The 17,799-nt window shown below is 65.9% G+C and carries 12 protein-coding genes and 3 pseudogenes; 7 read left to right on the top strand and 8 right to left on the bottom strand.

Annotation, left to right across the window (positions count from 1 at the left end):
• Positions 1–81: 81 nt before the first annotated feature.
• Positions 82–732, bottom strand: coding sequence for an FMN-dependent NADH-azoreductase (locus AC5WS7_RS04195; RefSeq protein WP_495952978.1), 651 nt, complete (start codon positions 730–732; stop codon positions 82–84).
• Positions 733–881: 149 nt separating this feature from the next.
• On the opposite strand from AC5WS7_RS04195, the pseudogene AC5WS7_RS04200 reads away from it, so the two are divergent.
• Positions 882–1,538: pseudogene (locus AC5WS7_RS04200) on the top strand (nitroreductase); the annotation flags it as partial.
• 110 nt (positions 1,539–1,648) lie between these two features.
• A complete protein-coding gene (locus AC5WS7_RS04205; RefSeq protein WP_495952979.1) occupies positions 1,649–2,377 on the top strand; it encodes an SDR family oxidoreductase in 729 nt (242 codons plus the stop codon).
• Positions 2,378–3,135: 758 nt separating this feature from the next.
• Here the strand turns inward: AC5WS7_RS04205 and AC5WS7_RS04210 are convergent.
• Positions 3,136–3,315, bottom strand: a complete 180-nt coding sequence (locus AC5WS7_RS04210) for a YegP family protein (RefSeq protein WP_495952980.1) — start codon at positions 3,313–3,315, stop codon at positions 3,136–3,138.
• Positions 3,316–4,276: 961 nt separating this feature from the next.
• Here AC5WS7_RS04210 and AC5WS7_RS04215 point away from each other — a divergent pair.
• The 3 genes and pseudogenes from AC5WS7_RS04215 (at position 4,277) to AC5WS7_RS04225 (ending at position 9,005) form a co-directional block, all read left to right on the top strand.
• Positions 4,277–7,359, top strand: a pseudogene (locus tag AC5WS7_RS04215) (DEAD/DEAH box helicase).
• On the top strand, positions 7,352–8,173 hold the full coding sequence (locus AC5WS7_RS04220) for an SWIM zinc finger family protein (protein ID WP_495952981.1): 822 nt from the start codon (positions 7,352–7,354) through the stop codon (positions 8,171–8,173). The pseudogene AC5WS7_RS04215 and the gene AC5WS7_RS04220 overlap by 8 nt, the downstream one beginning before the upstream one ends.
• 460 nt (positions 8,174–8,633) lie before the next feature.
• Positions 8,634–9,005 (top strand): hypothetical protein, encoded by a 372-nt coding sequence (locus AC5WS7_RS04225; RefSeq protein ID WP_495952982.1) that lies wholly within the window; start codon positions 8,634–8,636, stop codon positions 9,003–9,005.
• 32 nt (positions 9,006–9,037) lie between these two features.
• On the opposite strand, the gene AC5WS7_RS04230 is transcribed toward AC5WS7_RS04225, so the two are convergent.
• Positions 9,038–9,616: a TetR/AcrR family transcriptional regulator gene (locus tag AC5WS7_RS04230; protein ID WP_495952983.1), complete on the bottom strand. Its 579-nt coding sequence runs from the start codon at positions 9,614–9,616 to the stop codon at positions 9,038–9,040.
• A 138-nt stretch (positions 9,617–9,754) separates the two neighbouring features.
• On the opposite strand from AC5WS7_RS04230, the gene AC5WS7_RS04235 reads away from it, so the two are divergent.
• Positions 9,755–10,639, top strand: coding sequence for an NADP-dependent oxidoreductase (locus tag AC5WS7_RS04235; RefSeq protein ID WP_495952984.1), 885 nt, complete (start codon positions 9,755–9,757; stop codon positions 10,637–10,639).
• Between the two features lie 608 nt (positions 10,640–11,247).
• Here AC5WS7_RS04235 and AC5WS7_RS04240 read toward each other — a convergent pair.
• Both AC5WS7_RS04240 and AC5WS7_RS04245 read right to left on the bottom strand, forming a co-directional pair.
• On the bottom strand, positions 11,248–11,427 hold the full coding sequence (locus AC5WS7_RS04240; protein ID WP_495952985.1) for a hypothetical protein: 180 nt from the start codon (positions 11,425–11,427) through the stop codon (positions 11,248–11,250).
• A gap of 187 nt (positions 11,428–11,614) precedes the next feature.
• Positions 11,615–12,255: pseudogene (locus AC5WS7_RS04245) on the bottom strand (TIGR03085 family metal-binding protein).
• Positions 12,256–12,744: 489 nt separating this feature from the next.
• On the opposite strand from AC5WS7_RS04245, the gene AC5WS7_RS04250 reads away from it, so the two are divergent.
• Positions 12,745–14,079: a nitrate/nitrite transporter gene (locus AC5WS7_RS04250; protein ID WP_495952986.1), complete on the top strand. Its 1,335-nt coding sequence runs from the start codon at positions 12,745–12,747 to the stop codon at positions 14,077–14,079.
• 85 nt (positions 14,080–14,164) lie between these two features.
• On the opposite strand, the gene AC5WS7_RS04255 is transcribed toward AC5WS7_RS04250, so the two are convergent.
• Genes AC5WS7_RS04255 through AC5WS7_RS04265 form a run of 3 tightly spaced genes read right to left on the bottom strand, consistent with a single transcriptional unit; the run spans position 14,165 to position 17,789 of the window.
• Entirely contained in the window at positions 14,165–14,665 is a 501-nt protein-coding gene (locus AC5WS7_RS04255; RefSeq protein ID WP_495952987.1) for a nitroreductase family deazaflavin-dependent oxidoreductase, read from the bottom strand.
• A 35-nt stretch (positions 14,666–14,700) separates the two neighbouring features.
• Positions 14,701–17,052 (bottom strand): ABC transporter permease, encoded by a 2,352-nt coding sequence (locus AC5WS7_RS04260; protein WP_495952988.1) that lies wholly within the window; start codon positions 17,050–17,052, stop codon positions 14,701–14,703.
• A gap of 5 nt (positions 17,053–17,057) precedes the next feature.
• A complete protein-coding gene (locus tag AC5WS7_RS04265) occupies positions 17,058–17,789 on the bottom strand; it encodes an ABC transporter ATP-binding protein (RefSeq protein WP_495953738.1) in 732 nt (243 codons plus the stop codon).
• Positions 17,790–17,799 lie beyond the last annotated feature (10 nt).

Here is a 17,799-nt window from a genome sequence, read left to right on the forward strand (position 1 = left end):
TTGGGGAGGGCGTGGTCGCTGGGTATATACCTTGCGATGCCCTCGGGCGAGGAGCAGACAGCGTTTTCGGGTTCGGGACGGTCAGGCGGCGAGACGCTCTGCGAGTTCTTTGGCTTTGGTGGTCGCCTCCTCGAGCGCGCGCTGCCGGGATGCCTCGTAGAGAGGGATCAGTTCGGACATGGCCGGGTTTCTGGGGGCATGGGTGAGTTCCGGGACGATGAAGTCGAGGTCGAGGCCGAGGGTGTCGGCGAGGACGGCCTCGAGGTAGTTCTGTACGAACTCGAAGCCTTCGCGTGGGGTGCCCGGCGCGTAGGAGCCGCCGCGGCTGGCGACGACGACTACCGGGGTGCCTTGGGCCGACGGGATTTCGCCGGCGGTTCGGCCGAGCAGCAGCACGTTGTCCAGCCATGCCTTGAGGGTTGAGGGGATCGAGAAGTTGTACATGGGCGCGCCGATCAGCACGGTGTCCGCGCGCTCCAGTTCCTCGATGAGCTGCGCGCGTGCGGCGAACGCGGCGGATTGCGCCGGGGTGCGTTGGGTGGGGGTGGCGTATCCGGCGGACCAGGCGTCGGCGGTGATGTGCGGGACGGGGTCGGTGGCGAGGTCGCGGGAGATCACCGTGCCATGCGGGTGTTGTTCCTGCCATGTCTTGCGGAAGGCGGCGGTGACCGTCCGGGACGAGGACGCTTCGCCGGGGAATACGGATGAGTCGATGTGCAGCAGTGTGGCCATGAGCTTTCTCCAAGGTGTAAGTGCCCGCGACGGCAGAGCCGGGGGCCGGCGATTCGATATCTCCATGATGGTATCGAACGATATGATATTGAATGATACTATATTGTGTGTAACGAAGATGGCGACCGAGTGGATGGAGCCGGGCAGTCATGGAGATCTATGAAGCGGTGACGAGCCGGCGAGCGGTGCGTGGGTTCACCGACCACCCTGTCCCGAGGGACGCGCTGGAGCGGGTTCTGTCCGCCGCGGCCTGGGCGCCGTCCGGATCGAACATTCAGCCGTGGCACACATACGTGGTGACCGGCACGCCGCTGGCTGAGATCAAGAAGCGTGCGGGCGATCGTCTGGCCTCGGGCGAGCCGTGGGACGAGCCGGAGTACGAGATGTATCCGCCCGCACTGAATTCCCCCTACTGCGAGCGCCGGGCCGCTTTCGGGGAGCAGCGATACGGCGCGCTCGGCATTGCGCGAGAGGACCTGGAGGCGCGTCACAGGGCGGCTGCGGCGAACTGGGATTGCTTCGGTGCCCCCGCTGCCTTGTTCTGCTATGTCGACCGTGACATGGGTCGGCCGCAATGGTCCGACGTCGGCATGTATCTGCAGACCGTCATGCTGCTGCTGCGCGCCGAGGGGCTGCACAGTTGCCCGCAGATGGCGTGGGCGAAGTTCCACAGGACCGTCGCGCAGGTCCTCTCGCCACCGGCCGAGTTGGTCCTGTTCTGCGGCATGTCGATCGGGTTCGAGGACCTCACCGCAGGTGAGCCTCGTACAGGCCGAGCTCCGCTCGATGAGACGGTCACGTTCGTCGACGGCCTGCGGCGCGGCTCCTTATCGGCTGATCAACGCACTATTCCTTGCGCTACCCGGGTAACCACTCATATGCCTGTTCCGCATATGACCTCTCTGAAAGGCATGGCATGAAGATCGCAGTCATCGGCGGCACCGGGCTGATCGGATCGCAGGTCGTGGAGAACCTGACCGCCGCTGGACATGAGGCGATTCCGCACTCGAAGTCCACTGGCGTCGATGTCATCAGCGGCCAAGGGGTGGCCGAGGCGGTGGCGGGAGCCGATGTCGTGGTCAACCTGACGAACTCCCCGACCTTCGACGACGCTTCCCTGGCCTTCTTCCAGACCTCGATGGACCACCTCGTGGCCGCGGCCCGCAAGGCCGGTGTCGGTCACATCGTCATCCTGTCGATCGTCGGCACGGACCTGGTACCGGAGCTGGACTACTACCGCGCCAAAGCGCTCCAGGAGAACCTCCTCGCGGCCGGAGCTGTCCCCTACTCGATCGTCCGGGCAACGCAGTTCATGGAGTTCATGGACGCGGTCCTGTCCTGGACCGCTGAGGGCGACATCGTCCGGCTGCCCGCCACACCGATCCAGCCGATCGCATCCAAGGACGTGGCGGTCGCGGTGGCCCAGGTCGCCGTCGGTGCCCCGTTGAACGGCATTCGCAACATCGCCGGGCCCGAGATCTTCACCCTGGACGAGCTGGGCCGGATCACCCTGTCCCGCAAGGGCGACAACCGCACCGTGGTCACCGACCCCACCGCTGGCATGTTTGCCATCGTCAAGGGGGAGATCCTCACCGACAAGGACGCCCACCTCGCCACCACCAGCTACACCGACTGGCTCTCCTGACAGCAGCACCTCCCGGCTTGCCTGTTTCGTTGCGCCAGCCGGGTGTGGTGGCTCGACCGGGCGGCGGAAACCGGCCGCGGTAACCCGAGCCACGATCAGGTGAAGGCAAGTCGCACGCATCCGGTTGGTTTGGTGGTAGGGGGTTCCGGAAATAATCGTCGAAATCCAAGGAAGTTCAGGTAGTCGTTGGTCGGCGCCCCTCGAACCGCAGTGCGTCGGCCCCAGTGATGTGTGCGAGCTTCGAACTCAACGTAATCGGTTGGCTGACAGTGACTTCGGGTGTGGTTGGAATGTCCGTAGGATGTGGCCAACTTATGGTGCGGTGAATGGTGGAGCGGCTGACACTGTGTTCCTCGGCGAGGTCGGCCGGGCTCGCGGTGTCGGCGGAGCCGCGGTTGGTTGGCCTGTTTTGCGCGCCGTGAGAGGCAGTTTCCGTTTGCCGGACCCGGATATGCCCTCGTGGGCGTAGAACATGTCGCGTTTGAGAGCGCGCACCGATTCGCCCTTATGGGACGGACGATCCAGCACCGACAGTCTGTATTAGACAAAACATTGTGGCGTAGACGGCCCCGAGCTCCCGAAGCCGCCACACGGTGCAAGGTGGTGGGCGTATCGTCCAGAGACTCGTCGAGCAGGATCCGACGCGATACTCCTGCGCACGGCATTTCGCCCCCGCGTATCCGAGTTAGGGTCCGCCCATGCCTCGGTCGGCCGCTCGACGCGGCTCGGGGGCAGGGGGGAGGAATCAGCACAATGGTTTAGGTCTGGTCGTCGGTCCTGGCAACTGGCGCGTTCTTCATGACCGACTCGATGCCGTCGAGGGCGGCGGTCCTGCTCTCGTAGGCATCCCCCTGCGCGATTACCTCGCCATTGCCTGCCTTGAGCCTGAACCGGAATTTGCCGGCGCTGTCCTTGTACAGCTCGAACTTGGCAGCCATGCGCTCACCTCGTCTCCACGTCGAACACGGATAATTCTTCGGTCCGAAATCGACTGTAGATCTCGGCACTGCGGCCGCAGCCAGGACACACGCTGACTCGCGAACACCTACCCCGACCAGGCCTTACGAGAGTTTCGTTGTTTTCTGCGCCAGTCGCAAGGTTCGGTGGCGCGGGCGTGCGCGAGTCGGTAGGAGTCGGTGTCGGTTTCAATGATGTGGCCGCCGAAGGTGAGCCTGTCGACGATCGCAGCGCAGAGCCGCGGGTCTCACCGCGCTCCCCAAATTCACGACCACGAACATCTCCCACCCAAGCGCTCTCGAGATTCACGACCAAAAGCTACCCACGTTCGCGATCAGAACCAAGGCTGATGCACCGAAAGTATTATGGGCGTTGGACTTCCAGTTCGACTCCACGGTCGACGGCCGGACGGTGAAGATCGCATCGATGATCGACGAACACATCCGCGAGCCTCTGCTACACATGGTGGAACCGTCGATCACCGCCGACGTCCTGCTCGGAGCGAATCGGGGATTCGAACCGAGCGCGAGTGGTGCCCTGGGAGGGCCCGAACCTGCGAAGTGCGAGCTGGGGATTCGTCGAAGATATTTGGACCTGCGACATGGCCAATCGCGTTTACCTGCGCAAATGCTGTCGCAGGTTCGTGCCCCCGGCAGGACATGCAAAACATGGGCAACCGGAAAACGCCTGGTCATCGTGGGTGCGTACCCGATCTAGGTATCGGGATGCCCTGTGCCGATTATGCAGCCGGTCCCGTCCGTTTACACCCTTTACAGCTGCGGGTGGGGGCTGTGTGCAGGTGGTACCGATGGTGATCTGCCGGTTCCGGTGGACAGCTGGTGGTCGAGGCTGACTTCTCGTTGTCCGACTGACGTCTCACTTTTGCCCGGGAGTAAGGTCGTCCCGTCTCGTCGCGTGTCGAGTTGGGAAGAAGAGAATCGCATGTTGGCGGTCCATGCCTTCTGGTCTGTGGGATCGGGTTTGTGTCTGTGGGCGGAGGACTCCGACCGGGCGGTGAAAAGCCCAAGTCAGGCGCTGCGGTCTGCCCGGCCGCATCCTTTTGCCGCACCCGCCGAAGTGCTCGGGGGACTGCACCCGGGGAAGTTCGATACGGCGGTGCTGCGGCTGCCGTCGCTGCGTTCGGCGCCGTTGGATTCCCCGGAGCTGGTGCGGGTGACACCCCGTCCGGCGCCGTCGTCGGAGGCGGCACTGCTGGCGTGGACGGTGCCAACCGTGCGGCTTGGTGTGTCCTCGGAGGTGTCGCTGTCGGACGAGCGATTGCCCGGCTTTCGTTATGGTGCGTCGGTCGATTTCCTGGGCGAGCTTGCCGGGTATGCGCGAGACTGGTCGAACGGGGTCGGGTGCTGCCCGCGCTGGCCGATGCCGAGGACGGTCCGCGCGCCTACTGGCGGCCGGTGTTGCGTGGCCTGGATATCACAGCATTGAATTCGTTGATTGTCTCGATGCCGCCGGTGTGCCGGGCGGCGTTCGCCGAGACTCTGGATGAGCCGGACCCGCATGAGCTGGTGTTGTCGGAACTGCTGGTGATGGTGGACGCGCTGGCTAGGAGGCAACTGCCGGCCGATCTCGATCTGCTGCCGGCGCGTCGTGGTCGTGCGCCGAAACGTCTGCCGGCGGTGGAGGCTTGGGTGGCTGCGTTGACCGGGCTCGATGGGCGGTTCGACGCGGATCCGGCGCAGGTGCGGGTGTTGGCTGCGGGACTGGCGGAGTGGGACGAGGTGGGGACGGGTGTCGTCGGTCCCGCGCATGCGACCTTTCGTTTGTCGGATGCGCAGGGTTCGCCGGATGCCGGGGACGGCGAGCAACCCGACCCGGTCCCGGCCCCGAGCTGGCGGCTGGAGTTTCTGTTGCAGTCCAGTGCGGACCCGAGTCTGCTGGTGCCCGCCGCGCGGGCGTGGGACGACGACGGCAGTCTGAGCCGCTGGATCGCCCGCCCACAGGAGGTATTGCTCGGCGAACTGGGCCGGGCCACTCGGGTGTATCCCGACCTGGCGCAAGGGTTGCGGGTGGCGCGACCGTCGGGTCTGGAGTTGGATGCGGAGGGCGCGTATCGGTTCCTCTCGACGGCAGCGCCGATGCTGGACGAGGCCGGATTCGGGGTGCTGTTGCCCGCGTGGTGGAACGGGCGTCGCAAGCTCGGGCTCGCGTTGTCGGCGTCCGCGCCGGTCGACGGGGTGGTGTCGAAGAAGGGGGCGTTCGGGCGTGAGCAGCTGGCCGATTTCTCCTGGCAGCTGGCAGTGGGCGGGGACGTGCTCACCGAGGAGGAGATCGCGGCGCTGGTCGCGGCCAAGGCTCCACTGGTCCGGCTGCGCGGGGAGTGGGTCGCGGTGGATCCCGAACAGTTGCGTCGCGGGCTGGAGTTCCTGCAGCGCGCGCCGTCCGGCCGCAAGAGCGTCGGCGAGATCCTCGCGTTGGCGGCGGCCCACCCCGATGATCTCGACCTGCCGCTGCAGGTGATCGAGGTTCGTGCCGACGGCTGGTTGGGAGACCTGCTGGCCGGTACCGCCGCGCAATCCTTGCGTCCGGTTGATCCGCCGACAGGTTTCTCGGCTACGTTGCGTCCGTATCAGCGGCGCGGATTGTCGTGGCTGGCGTTTCTGTCCTCGCTTGGATTGGGCAGCTGTCTGGCTGATGACATGGGCCTGGGCAAGACCGTGCAACTACTGGCGCTGGAAGCGGTCGAGCGCGGGATCCGAAAGCGCGGGCGCCGCAAGGATGCTCAGTCCTACCCGACCCTGCTGATCTGCCCGATGTCGCTGGTCGGCAACTGGCAGCGAGAGGCTGCGAAATTTGTTCCAGGACTGCGGGTTTACGCCCACCACGGCCGGGAACGTCTGGCGGGTGAAAAGTTGGCGGAGCACCTCGCCGACATCGATGTGGTTGTTACCACGTACGCCACCGCGACCCGCGACCTGGATGAACTCGCTGAATATCATTGGCGCCGCGTGGTTCTGGATGAGGCTCAGGCCGTGAAGAACAGCCTCTCCCGTGCCGCGAAAGCGGTGCGGGAGTTCGAAGCCGAGCACCGGGTGGCATTGACGGGTACGCCGGTGGAGAATCGGCTGGCCGAAATGTGGTCGATCATGGACTTTCTCAATCCGGGTGTGCTCGGTTCGCCGGAGAAGTTCCGGACGCGGTTCGCGATCCCGGTGGAGCGGCACGGGCAGGCCGAGCCTGCCGAGCGGCTGCGTGCCATTACCCGTCCCTATATCCTGCGGCGGGTGAAGACGGACCCGGCGATCATCGACGATCTGCCGGAGAAGATCGAGATCAAGCAGTACTGCAAGCTGACCGCCGAGCAGGCGTCGTTGTATCGGACGGTCGTCGACGACATGATGGAGCGGATCGAGGGCAGCGATGGAATCGCCCGCCGCGGTAATGTTCTCGCGGCCATGGCCAAGCTCAAGCAGGTCTGCAATCATCCCGCGCACTTGCTGCACGACCGGACGGTGATCGGGCAGCGTTCGGGCAAGCTGATCCGGCTCGAGGAGATCCTGGAGGAGATTCTGGCCGAGGGCGATCGGGTGTTGTGTTTCACCCAGTTCACCGAGTTCGCGGAGATGCTGGTGCCGCATGTGGCGTCCAGGTTCGGCGTCGATGTGGCCTATCTGCACGGTGGCACGCCGAAGAAGCGGCGTGATGAGATGGTGGCGCGTTTCCAGTCCGGCGACGGTCCGCCGATCTTCGTGCTGTCGTTGAAGGCCGGCGGCACCGGGCTCACCTTGACCGCTGCCAATCATGTGATCCACCTGGATCGGTGGTGGAACCCCGCAGTGGAGAACCAGGCCACCGACCGCGCGTTCCGCATCGGACAGCAGCGAAATGTGGCGGTGCACAAGTTCATCTGCACCGGCACGCTGGAGGAGAAGATCGACACCATGATCGAGGAGAAACAGGCCTTGGCCGATCTGGTGGTCGGCGATGGTGAGGGCTGGCTCACCGAGTTGTCCACCGACGACCTGCGGTCCGTGTTCGCGCTGTCCGGGGACGCCACCGATGACTAGGTTCGGCTGGTATCCGCCGTCGCGGCCGCGGCCGGTGGCCGACGGCATCAAGGCGCGCAGCACCCGCGGCGCTATCGCGCAGACCTGGTGGTCGGACCGGTTCATCGCGGTGCTCGAGGGTATGGGCATGGGCAGCCGGTTGCAGCGTGGCCGCACCTATGCTCGCAAGGGCCAGGTGATGTCGCTGGAGGTGGCCGCAGGATCGGTCACCGCCCTGGTGCAGGGCTCGCGCCCGCGGCCGTATCGGGTGCGCATCGGTATCACGGCCTACGGTAAGGCCGAGTGGGCGAGCATCGAACGAGGTCTGGCCGACAATGCCTGGTACGCGGCGAAACTGCTGGCAGGGGAGATGCCCGAGGACATCGAGGCTGTCTTCATCGACACCGGGCTGTCGCTGTTCCCGGCCACGGCGGCGGAGCTGTCGCTGGACTGTTCATGCCCGGACTTCGTGGTGCCGTGCAAGCATGTGGCCGCGGCGTTCTACCTGCTCGCCGAATCCTTCGACGACGACCCTTTTGCCATCCTGGCCTGGCGCGGACGTGCCCGCGACGACCTGATGACCAATCTGGCGGCTGCACGGTCCGACGGGCCGGCAACCGCCGATAGCGAGTACCGTGCACGCCCCCTGACGGACTGTATGGATGTCTTCTTCACACGCCTCGAACGCGGCATTCCTCCCCGGCCATCGATTGCGTCGCCGCTGCTCGACCAACTTCCCGAGACACCGATTACCGTGCGCGGCAAGCCCCTGACCGACCTGCTCCGCCCGGCATACCGCGCGTTCGAGAACCTCGAAGGCGAGTGCGAATCATGAGATGTGCGTTCGATTTTCGAGTGTGGTGAGCTTTTCCTGTGCCGAAGAGTCGTGGTCGACGTAAGCAAGGCAAGCCGGTCCGGGCTCGTGCGCGTGTTCCCCGTGCACCGCACCGTGCCGACATGCTATCGCGCAGGGCCCGCGCCGATCTGCTCGACTGTGACGATGCGCTCGCAGCCGAGGCGTGGGCCAGCGGGCGGTTCGGTGAGGGGTGGGGTGCCGCAGCGGTGACCGACCGCGACGTCGAGCACGAATTGTGCATGGAGGTGGTCGGCCGGGCATGCACCACGCCCAACCGGCATGGGTTGGCGGCGGTCGCCGCACTGGCTCGAGTGGCTCCACCGTCAGAGACGACCCTGCTGGCCGAAACGATCGATCTGCTGGCCGAACAGCAAGCGTTGCCGCTCTGGTATGCCCAGCCGGGGTGGTCTCCGGCTGCGGCGTGGCGGGCGGTGGATGTGTGGGACAGCGAGCGGGTGCTGTTCATCGAGTTCGCCCGCACACCGTGCTCGCGCAGCTCACCCAGGCCGGCGGACTCGTGGTCGGCAAGCTCGGCATCCTGGCACCCGACGGCGCTCAGGAGTGGGACGCGTTTCAGGTCGACCAGGAAATCCCGATGCCGCTGCGGCAAGCGCCGGTAGGCGATGTGCTGGCCGGGTTGGCGCATGCTCTCCGTATCACCGACATGACCTTTCCCCGCACCGAGGACGAGGATTTCCTGGGGCTGCGGGCGCTGGCGTGGAGCTGCAGCCGCGACCACCTGCCGCACTGGCCCGAGCACCCCGATATGCCAGACGCCCAGCGGCAGCAGTTGATCGACGACTTCGGTTGATCGATTTCGACCGGGTCATGGTCGACGGTTGTTCAGGTGAGCGTCGTGGTTTCCCAGGCCGCCTCGATCATCCGGAAGATCTCGTCCACCGCGGCCTGTGGATCGGCCGACTCGCGGGCCAGTGCGTAGGCGTCGATCACGAACCGCGCGATCGCCCGGCATGCCGTGTCGGTCGGCGGCTGGTCGAGATCCGCGGCGATGGCCGCCGCCAGTGACTCGGCGTGGCGCAGCCGCATCGACTCCTCGTACTCCCGCAGGGCGGGTGTTCGGTCGATCAGATGCCAGACCGGGGTGGCGCCCTCGTCCGCGCAATGTCGCACCATGGCATGGATCTGATGTCGCAGCGCGGGGATCAGTGGCTCGTCCGCCGGCCTGTCGGTGACCGCCTGGGTGAGGCGCTGCTCGAAGTTCTCATCCTGCTCGAAGACCAGGGCCTCTTTCGAGGCGAAGTGGGAGAAGACGGTGGTCACGGCCACGTCGGCCTCGGCGGCCACGTCGCGGATGCCCACCGCGTCGTATCCGCGATCCAGAAATAGTGCCAGCGCGATGTCGGCGATCTTCTGGCGGGTCGCGGCCTTCTTGCGCTCACGACGTCCGGTCGGCACGGTCATCGCTCAATGCTATCAACTGTGCAAATGCATCGGTTTCGAACTCCTAACGGTTAGGTGTTCGACTGCGGCGCCAGCCGAGACAAAACAATAACGGTTGCGAAAGACTAACAGTTAGTCTTAACGTGTGGGCATGAAAGCATGCGCTTCGCCGAGTACGGCGGCCCGGAAGTCCTGAAACCCGTAGAGGTGGCCGAGCCGCATGCCGGCCCCGGCCGGATACGCATCGCCGTGCGGGCGGCGGGCGTGAATCCGCATGATTGGCGGGTCCGCGAAGGGCAGTTCCGGCGAATCCGCCCGATGCGGCTGCCAGCCGGTGTCGGACAGGACGCGTCGGGTGTGGTGGACGAGGTCGGCAAAGGTGTGGTCGGCATCGAGGTCGGCGAGCCCGTATTCGGGCGGGGCTCGAACACCTACGCCGAGTTCGCCGTCCTCTCCTCATGGGCACGCATACCCGAGGGATTGAGCTTCGCCGAAGCGGCGGGTTACCCGTCGGTGGTCGAGACCGCGATTCGGATCATCCGCCTGGTCGGCGTTCAGTCGGGACAGACGCTGCTGGTCAGCGGTGCGGCCGGCGGAGTCGGATCGGCGGTGTTGCAGATCGCCCGCGAGCGGGGGATCACGGTGATCGGCACCGCCGGGGCCGCGAACCAGGACTACGTGCGAAGCCTCGGCGCCGTCGCCATCACCTACGACGCGGGCTGGGAGGAGCGAGCACGCCGGCTGGGCCCCGTCGACGCCGCCCTCGACCTCAACGGTGCGGGCGTCATCCGCGGACTCCTCGACCTCACCGGAGATCCGGACAAAGTGGTCACCATCGCCGACCTCGAGGCGCCGATGCTCGGTATCCGATTCGCCGGTGTCGGCGGCAACATGCCCGAAGCGCTCGCCGCAGCCGTCGACCTCATCGCGCGTGGGAAGCTCCACATCCCGGTCGAGCAGTCGTATCCCCTCGCCAAGGCCGCGTCGGCGCACGCCGACAGTCAGACCGGACACTCCCGCGGCCGGCGGGTCCTGCTCGTCTGAACCGATTATCCGAACCAGTCGCCGAGCCCTTCACCACCGGACGGGTCGCAGCGCCCCGCTCGGCCCCCCTCTCACACCCCCCAGGAGTAACACTTGTACCGCCCGCACATCGACGCCGGTGTCGAGATGACGACCCGAGACGGCGTTACCATCACCGCCGATCTCTACCTCGGCAGCCCGCTCCAGGCGACCGAGCCTGTGCACGAGTACAGGGTCATGACGCACGAACATGTTCCGGGGTTCCGCAAAATTCGCGGGCAATAGAGGGCCGAAATGCTGGCTGATCTGCCGATACTCTCCAGTGGAGAGCTGGAGTTGTGTCTCTAGGGATGCCCATCTCTGCAGGTCAGGGGCTCCACGTCGAGCCGCTCAGCTGAATCGGCGTGATGACTGCTTACGGGCTTGCCTGGGAGGGGCGGTACAGGTTTGGCCGCTGTGGCACAATCGATCTCGGTTCATCCAGGTTCACTCCGATGGCTGCGGTTTGGCTTTCGTGTCGTACTGGGTGACGCCGGCGAGTGGCGACCAACGTCGTGACCTGCGAAAAGGCTCGGCCCCTAGAGACACGGGCGAATTGGCCGCATATCTGAAAACGAGCTGGTGAGCGCCTATTTCGATGCTCTATGCGCTCTGAATTCTGCGGAACGCCGGATGTTGTAGTAGCCCAGGATCACCAGCCCCAGCAACGCCACAAGGGCATTTCCCAGACCGGGATGAACGATCGCGAACCCGAGGAAAACCATTGCCACGAGAGCGATCAGAATGAAATCGAGAATCTTGCCATTCACCGCGAACTCCTACCGGCAAACCTGTACTCGCCGACAAGACTTCCCGGCACGCCCACGCTCGACGATAGACCCCAGTGCCGCGGGGTGAGCCGATTCGCTTGTGAGCAGAGCGGGGTGGCATGCGCTCGATCCAGCTACCACTCGGCGACTTCAGTCGTGCGTGGGATGCCGACGGTGTCTTTAGTGCCTACATGCCGAAGCGGGCATGCCGGACAGCTTCGACCGCTTCGGAGGGGCCGCTGATTTCTACTTGCGCAGCGCTTCGACGGCCGAACAGATACAGCAGTAGCTCGCCGGGCAGTCCGGTGATGTGCGCTGTGGGTTCCCTCGTCGGGCTCTGATGGTCTGGGGTGTGCTTGCCCAGTCGAGTTCGAGTCCTACGCCGTGTAGATGGCGGGCGAGTAACCATGGTGCGCGGCCGAGGTTGTGCCAGAGTGCGGCATCCAGGGCGGGCGAGTTCGTGCGGGGGCCGTGGTTGTTGGCTCGGCGCACGTCCTCGTGGTGAACGAAGAACTCGTTGAGGTTGGGGACGCGCCGCACCCATCCGATGCGGAAGAAGCCTGGTGGCGGTCCGGACCGGATGGTGGCCACCAGCGAGCGAAAGTCCTTGTGCGCGAGGGTCGTTCGTCGCCGTTCCGCGAAGCGACCCCATGCGCCCGGGACGACGAGTCCAGGTCCGGCGAGAGGTTCGTGCTCGCGGAGCACGAGGTGAGCGGCGAGGTCACGCGTCGTCCACGGCTCGAGCAGTGTCGGTGCGTCGGGGCCGAGTTCCTCGAGCAGGTCGGCAAGGTGTTCTCGCTCAACGGCGTCGAAGAGCGGCTCTGCCATGCGCGGGAGTGTAGCCAACGTCGAGCCGATCGGCTTCGTTATCCGATACGAGCAGTCGGGCATGGCGGCATTGCGGGTATTGTGACTCTCGGCGTCCGAGAGATCGAATCCGAGATCCGCCAGTGCTTTTCGCACCGCTGCCGATAGCGCGCGCGGTCGGGTACGGCGGTGCGCACCACATCCGGTTTCGCGCCCGCTCCGGCGATGTCGGGAAACCGGTGGGGGCGGGCGTCCCAGCACATTTTCGAGCCGGATGTTTCGTTCGTGCTACTCGGTGCGCACCGAGCTGTTGAGGGCTCGGTGCGAATGTTGTATCGGGAATGTTCCGATAGCCCAGTCGTCAGCGCGGTCGGTCGAAACATTCCCCTGTCATTCTCGAGGCGCTTCTCGATCGGTCGATATCCGTGGCCGATACCGCTACAGCGCATGCCCAGGAGGCCCGGGATGACTGCCGCAAACTCGACAACCGCAACAACCTCAACGACTTCGATGCCTTCCGCGACTGCCGAGCCGCCGTCGCTGGCGCGGCGACAGGGCCGGTGGATCGACCACTGGGATCCCGAGAACGACCGGTTCTGGGAAGCCGTCGGCAAATCCACAGCGCGGCGGAACCTGGTCTTCTCGATCCTGTCCGAACATGTCGGGTTCTCCGTGTGGGTCGCCTGGTCGGTGATGGTGCTGTTCATGCCCAAGCACACGTGGGGTTTCTCGGTGGCCGACAAGTTCCTCATCACCACCGTGCCCGCGGCTCTCGGCTCTTTCGTCCGGCTCCCCTACACGTTCGCGATCGCCAAATTCGGCGGCCGGAACTGGACCGTCATTTCGGCGCTTCTGTTGATGGTCCCGGCTCTGATCGCCATCGTGGTTGTCGAACCGGGCGTCTCGCTGGGCGAAATCCTCGTCGTTGCCGCGTTGTTCGGCGTAGGCGGCGGGAACTTCGCGTCCTCGATGGCCAATATCAACAACTACTATCCGCAACGTCTCAAGGGCTGGGCGTTGGGCCTCAACGCCGGCGGCGGCAATATCGGAGTCGCTACGGTGCAGATCGTGGGCGCACTGATCATCGCGTCTCACGCGAAGAACATCGACCCGCGGGTCATCCTGTACATCTACGTGCCGCTGATCGCCGTGGTCGCCGCGCTGGCGTGGTTCAACATGGACAACCTCGCCGAGGCCACCAACGACAAAGGCGCGATGCGCGAAGTCGCGAAGCGGTCGCACACGTGGATCATCTCGTTTCTGTACATCGGCACATTCGGGTCGTTCATCGGTTTCGGCTTCGCGTTCGGCCAAGTGCTGGCGGCGGGCGGAGTGAAGGCGCCCGCCTACTACGTATGGATCGGCGCTTTCGTCGGCTCGCTCATCCGCCCGATCGGCGGAAAGCTCGCCGACCGATTCAAAGGTTCGACAGTGACGTTCTGGAACTTCGTCGCTATGGTCGCCGCGACCGCCGCGGTGCTCCTCGCCGCGAAATCGGATTCGCTGCCGCTGTTCATCGCCGCGTTCACCGTGTTGTTCGCCTTGACCGGTATCGGGAACGGTTCGGTGTACAAGATGATCCCGGCGATCTTCCACGGCGAGGCCGCCGGTACCGGATCCGGCAGTTTCCAGGCCCGCCGGTTGGCCAGCGCGCTCGTCGGTGTCGCGGGGGCGATCGGCGCTTTCGGCGGTGTGCTGGTGCAGATCGTGTTCCGGCAGTCGTTTCTCAGCTTCGGCAACGGGGATGCCGCCTATCTCGCGTTCATCGCGTTCTACGTGTTGTGCGCCGTGGTCACGTGGGCCTGCTACATCCGCACCACACGCGACACCCTGATCGCTGTCTAGCCGGTCGGGTCACGAAGCACGCCGATCGCCCGCATCGAACCGAAGGAGGGCGATCGTCTTCTCGTACGTCGGTGCCGAGGAGTCGTCACGATGTCGCCGAGAGGTTCTCGGTGGGTGTGGTCTTGTCGATGTGTACGCGGATCATGGGCAGCGTGTCGACCGGGGCTCCGGTGGCGTGTTCGATGGTGGCGCGCAGGTTCTTCCAGGCTCGTGGATGCAGTTCGGCGTAGCGATTCAGGGTGGTCGCTGCGTGCTGGACGGTCATCGGGGTCGCGGTGGCGGGTTGTGCGCGGCGCAGCCCGCTCCATATCCGGACTTCGGGGTGGGCTTGAATGTTGCGGTACCACTGGGATTTTTCGCCGAAGCCGGACACGATGACGTATTCGTCGGGTGCGGGGTGGTCGACGACTTCGAGGACGACGTATCGGCGGGTGCCGCTGCGGCGGCCGATGTGTTCGATCATGAGCATGCGGGTACCGAGCAGGAATCCGAGCCCGGCCCGGTAGAGGCCGATGGGTGCGCGCACCAGCCATCGGGTGTGCAGGGCTCGGGAGCCGAGTCCGGCGGCGATCTGAGTCAGGGGCATGGGATTGTCCTTTTCTGCAACAGTTTTCGTAATGATCAAAGAGCGCGTTCGCGCACGACGCGGGCGATGTCCATCCGGTCCAGGAATCGCAGGGCTGGTAGCTGTGACAGTGCCGCGGCAACGATGACCGCGGCCACGACGAGTGTCGGCGTCAGCACGCCGACGGACAGGTGCAGGGTGAACATGTCGCTGTTGAACGACCGCAGGAACGTCGCCGAGATCGCGGTCCCAGCGGCGAGGCCGACGGGTATGGCCAGGATTGTGGCGGTGAGGTTTTCCAACGCCAGTGCGGCGGTCAGGCGGCGGATGGGAATTCCGGCGGCGCGCAGGGTGGCCAGTTCGGTAATGCGTTCGGCGAGGTTCACGGTCATGGTCACGTAGATGACGGTGAACGACAGCACTGTGCCGAGGACGAGCATGATGGCGATGAATACCCGGAACAGGCCCAGGAAGCTGTCGAATTCGGTTTGCAGCGAACGGGTGTCGGTGTAGGCCAGGACGCCGGGAGTGGTGGTGACCGCGGACCGCACCGCTGCCCGGTCCGCGCCAGGAGTGAACCGCAGCAGGTAGCCGGGCGACGCTGTGGGAGCGAGCCGGTTCACGACGGGCTCGCGGGCGTAGAGCACGGTGCCCATCGGCTCATCGACGAGTCCGGCCAGCCGCACCCGATATGGCGTGCCGAATGCCGTTGTGACGGTGAGCATGTCACCGACCTGCACGTGGAGGCGGTCGGCGAGCGCAGAACCGGCGATCACGCCCGCAGCGGGCAGGGCCGGGGCGCCGGCGACGGTGCGGAATCCGTGCATGGTGGTGTCGGGCTGGAGGCCGTGCAGCACGGTCGAGTACGTATCCCGGCCGAACCGCACGATGATCGGGGCCGTCGAGCTCGGCTCGACCGCTGCGATGCCGGGCATCTGTTGTAGCGGGGCGGTGAGATCAGCCGTGCCAGGTGCGGTGAGCACGGTGGCGTCCTGCCGATCGACCTGGCCGAACTGTTCGTGGACGGCGCTGGTCATGCTGGTGACCATGCCGGACGAGGCCAGGACGAGCACCATCGCCAGCACGGTCCCGATCATGGTCGCCGCGGTGCGGCGGCGATCGCGGACGAGCGAGCGCAATGCCATGCGCACGACGACCGGCAAGGTGGTCCATCGGGCGGACAGCCGCGTCAGCGGGCCCGGTCGTCGCGGCCGGGCACTGGCGCCGCGCATCGCCTGGGCGGGGGCGGTGCGCGCGGCCGTGAGCGCCGGGACCAGGCCCGCCAGCACGCCCGTGGCCAGTCCGAGAGCGAAACCTATTGCGGCGGTGGTGATCCGGTGTTCGACGATGGTGTCGGGGATGCCGATCGCGTGGGTGTAGGCGGCGGTGATCGCCGAGGTGGCCAGGGCACCGAGCAGCACACCAGCGAGGGCGCCCAACACGGTCGCCGGCACGCCGTAGGCGGTGTAGTGACGTACCAGCGCGCGGCGTCGTGCACCCATCGCCAGCAAGGTTCCGATCACCGGGCGCTGGCTGCGCACCAGCCGGGTGATGATGACGTACTCGGCGATCCCCGCCGCGATCAGGAACAGCAGCGGGAAGCCGATCGCGATCTCGGAGAAGCCGTCGAGGTCTTCGTGTAACGCGGCGTCGGAGGGCTGGTCCACGCGGGTGGTGACGTCGACCGCGCCGGCCTCGCGCATCCGGGCGGCCACCCGGTCGTAGTCGGTTCTGCTCGCGGCAGAGGACATTCGGGTCAGCACCTGGTTCGGGCCGGGTTGCCCGGCCAGCGGCGCTGCGTGGGCGTCGAGGGCGAACACGATCGCGAACGAGTGCGGGTCGTCCAGCACGTCCTGCCTGCTGCGTGCCGGCCACAGATATTCCGGTGAGCGCGCGATTCCGGCGACGGTCACCGAGTTCCACGCACTTCCGTCGAACATCGTCAGCGTGTCACCGATGTGGAGGCCGAAGGTGGCGGCGGTGTGGTGCTCCACGACGACCTGATCGGGATGGTCCGGATCGGGGAGGTGCCCGGCGGTCAGCGCGATGGCATCCACGCCCGAACCGGGATTTGCGGGCAGCCCTGTGATCCGGCCCAGCAGCTTCGTCCCGTGGATGCTCATCGGCACCTCGGCCTGAACCCGGACGCTCACGCGCGCGACGCCGGGTACCTCACGCACGGCAGCGGCCACGGCGGCAGGATCGGCTGTGGTGGCGGTGAGGTCGGCGAAATGTAGTCGCGCATAGGTGTGCTCGTAGGAGGCGGACAGGTTACGGAACGAGTCGTAACTGGCGACGAACAACAGCACGCCGAGCATGACCGTCATCGCGACCGCGATCGATTGGGCCGGTCGCCGGCGCAGGTCACGACCGATCGCGCGGGCCAGCACCGGATACGCGATCGGCATCGAGCTCACCACCGAACCACTGCGGCGTCGGTCGTGGCGGGGTTGCTGTCATCGGCCACGATCACCCCGTCACGCATGCGGATGACCCGGTCGGCGATCTGCGCGGCCGCCTCGTTGTGAGTCACCATCACCACCCCGCGCCCGGCGCGGGCGGTTTGCTGCAGCAGTGTCAGCACCCCGCGCCCGGTCGCCACATCCAATGCGCCGGTGGGTTCGTCGGCCAGTAGCAGATCCGGGTCGGTGGCCAACGCTCGCGCGATCGAGACCCGCTGTTGCTGCCCACCCGACAGTTGCGCCGGGAAATGCCCGGCACGATCGGACAATCCGACCGCCGCCAGCAGTCGCGGCACCTGGCGGCGGTCGCCGCGGCCGGTCAGTTCGATGATCACCTCGACGTTCTCACGCGCGGTCAGGTTGGGAATCAGGTTGAAGAACTGGAATACGAAACCGATGTGAGTGTGCCGGAATTCACCCAGCTCCCGCGGAGCGCGGCCGGAGATCTCCTGTCCGGCAACGACAATCGAGCCGCTGTCGGGCGACTCGATGCCGCCGATGACGTTCAGCAGCGTCGTCTTGCCCGAACCACTGGCACCCAGCACCGCCACCAAATGCCCTGGGGCGACGTCGATATCGACACCACGTAAGGCATGCACGGCCGCCTCGCCGGTGCCGTAGGTCTTGTGCACCGCACGTAATCGGATGCCGCCGCGCTGACCCGCGGCCCGCTCACGGTCGATCTCCGGATCG

The organism is Nocardia sp. PLKS1-43, from assembly GCF_059510335.1.

Excerpts from the sequence above, each read along its gene's own strand:
- AC5WS7_RS04260 (WP_495952988.1), bottom strand. The coding sequence starts at position 17,052 with ATGCCGATCGCGTATCCGGTGCTGGCCCGCGCGATCGGTCGTGACCTG.
- AC5WS7_RS04250 (WP_495952986.1), top strand. The coding sequence starts at position 12,745 with ATGCCTTCCGCGACTGCCGAGCCGCCGTCGCTGGCGCGGCGACAGGGC.
- AC5WS7_RS04255 (WP_495952987.1), bottom strand. The coding sequence starts at position 14,665 with ATGCCCCTGACTCAGATCGCCGCCGGACTCGGCTCCCGAGCCCTGCAC.
- AC5WS7_RS04230 (WP_495952983.1), bottom strand. The coding sequence starts at position 9,616 with ATGACCGTGCCGACCGGACGTCGTGAGCGCAAGAAGGCCGCGACCCGC.
- AC5WS7_RS04210 (WP_495952980.1), bottom strand. The coding sequence starts at position 3,315 with ATGGCTGCCAAGTTCGAGCTGTACAAGGACAGCGCCGGCAAATTCCGG.
- AC5WS7_RS04195 (WP_495952978.1), bottom strand. The coding sequence starts at position 732 with ATGGCCACACTGCTGCACATCGACTCATCCGTATTCCCCGGCGAAGCG.
- AC5WS7_RS04205 (WP_495952979.1), top strand. The coding sequence starts at position 1,649 with ATGAAGATCGCAGTCATCGGCGGCACCGGGCTGATCGGATCGCAGGTC.
- AC5WS7_RS04235 (WP_495952984.1), top strand. The coding sequence starts at position 9,755 with ATGCGCTTCGCCGAGTACGGCGGCCCGGAAGTCCTGAAACCCGTAGAG.
- AC5WS7_RS04220 (WP_495952981.1), top strand. The coding sequence starts at position 7,352 with ATGACTAGGTTCGGCTGGTATCCGCCGTCGCGGCCGCGGCCGGTGGCC.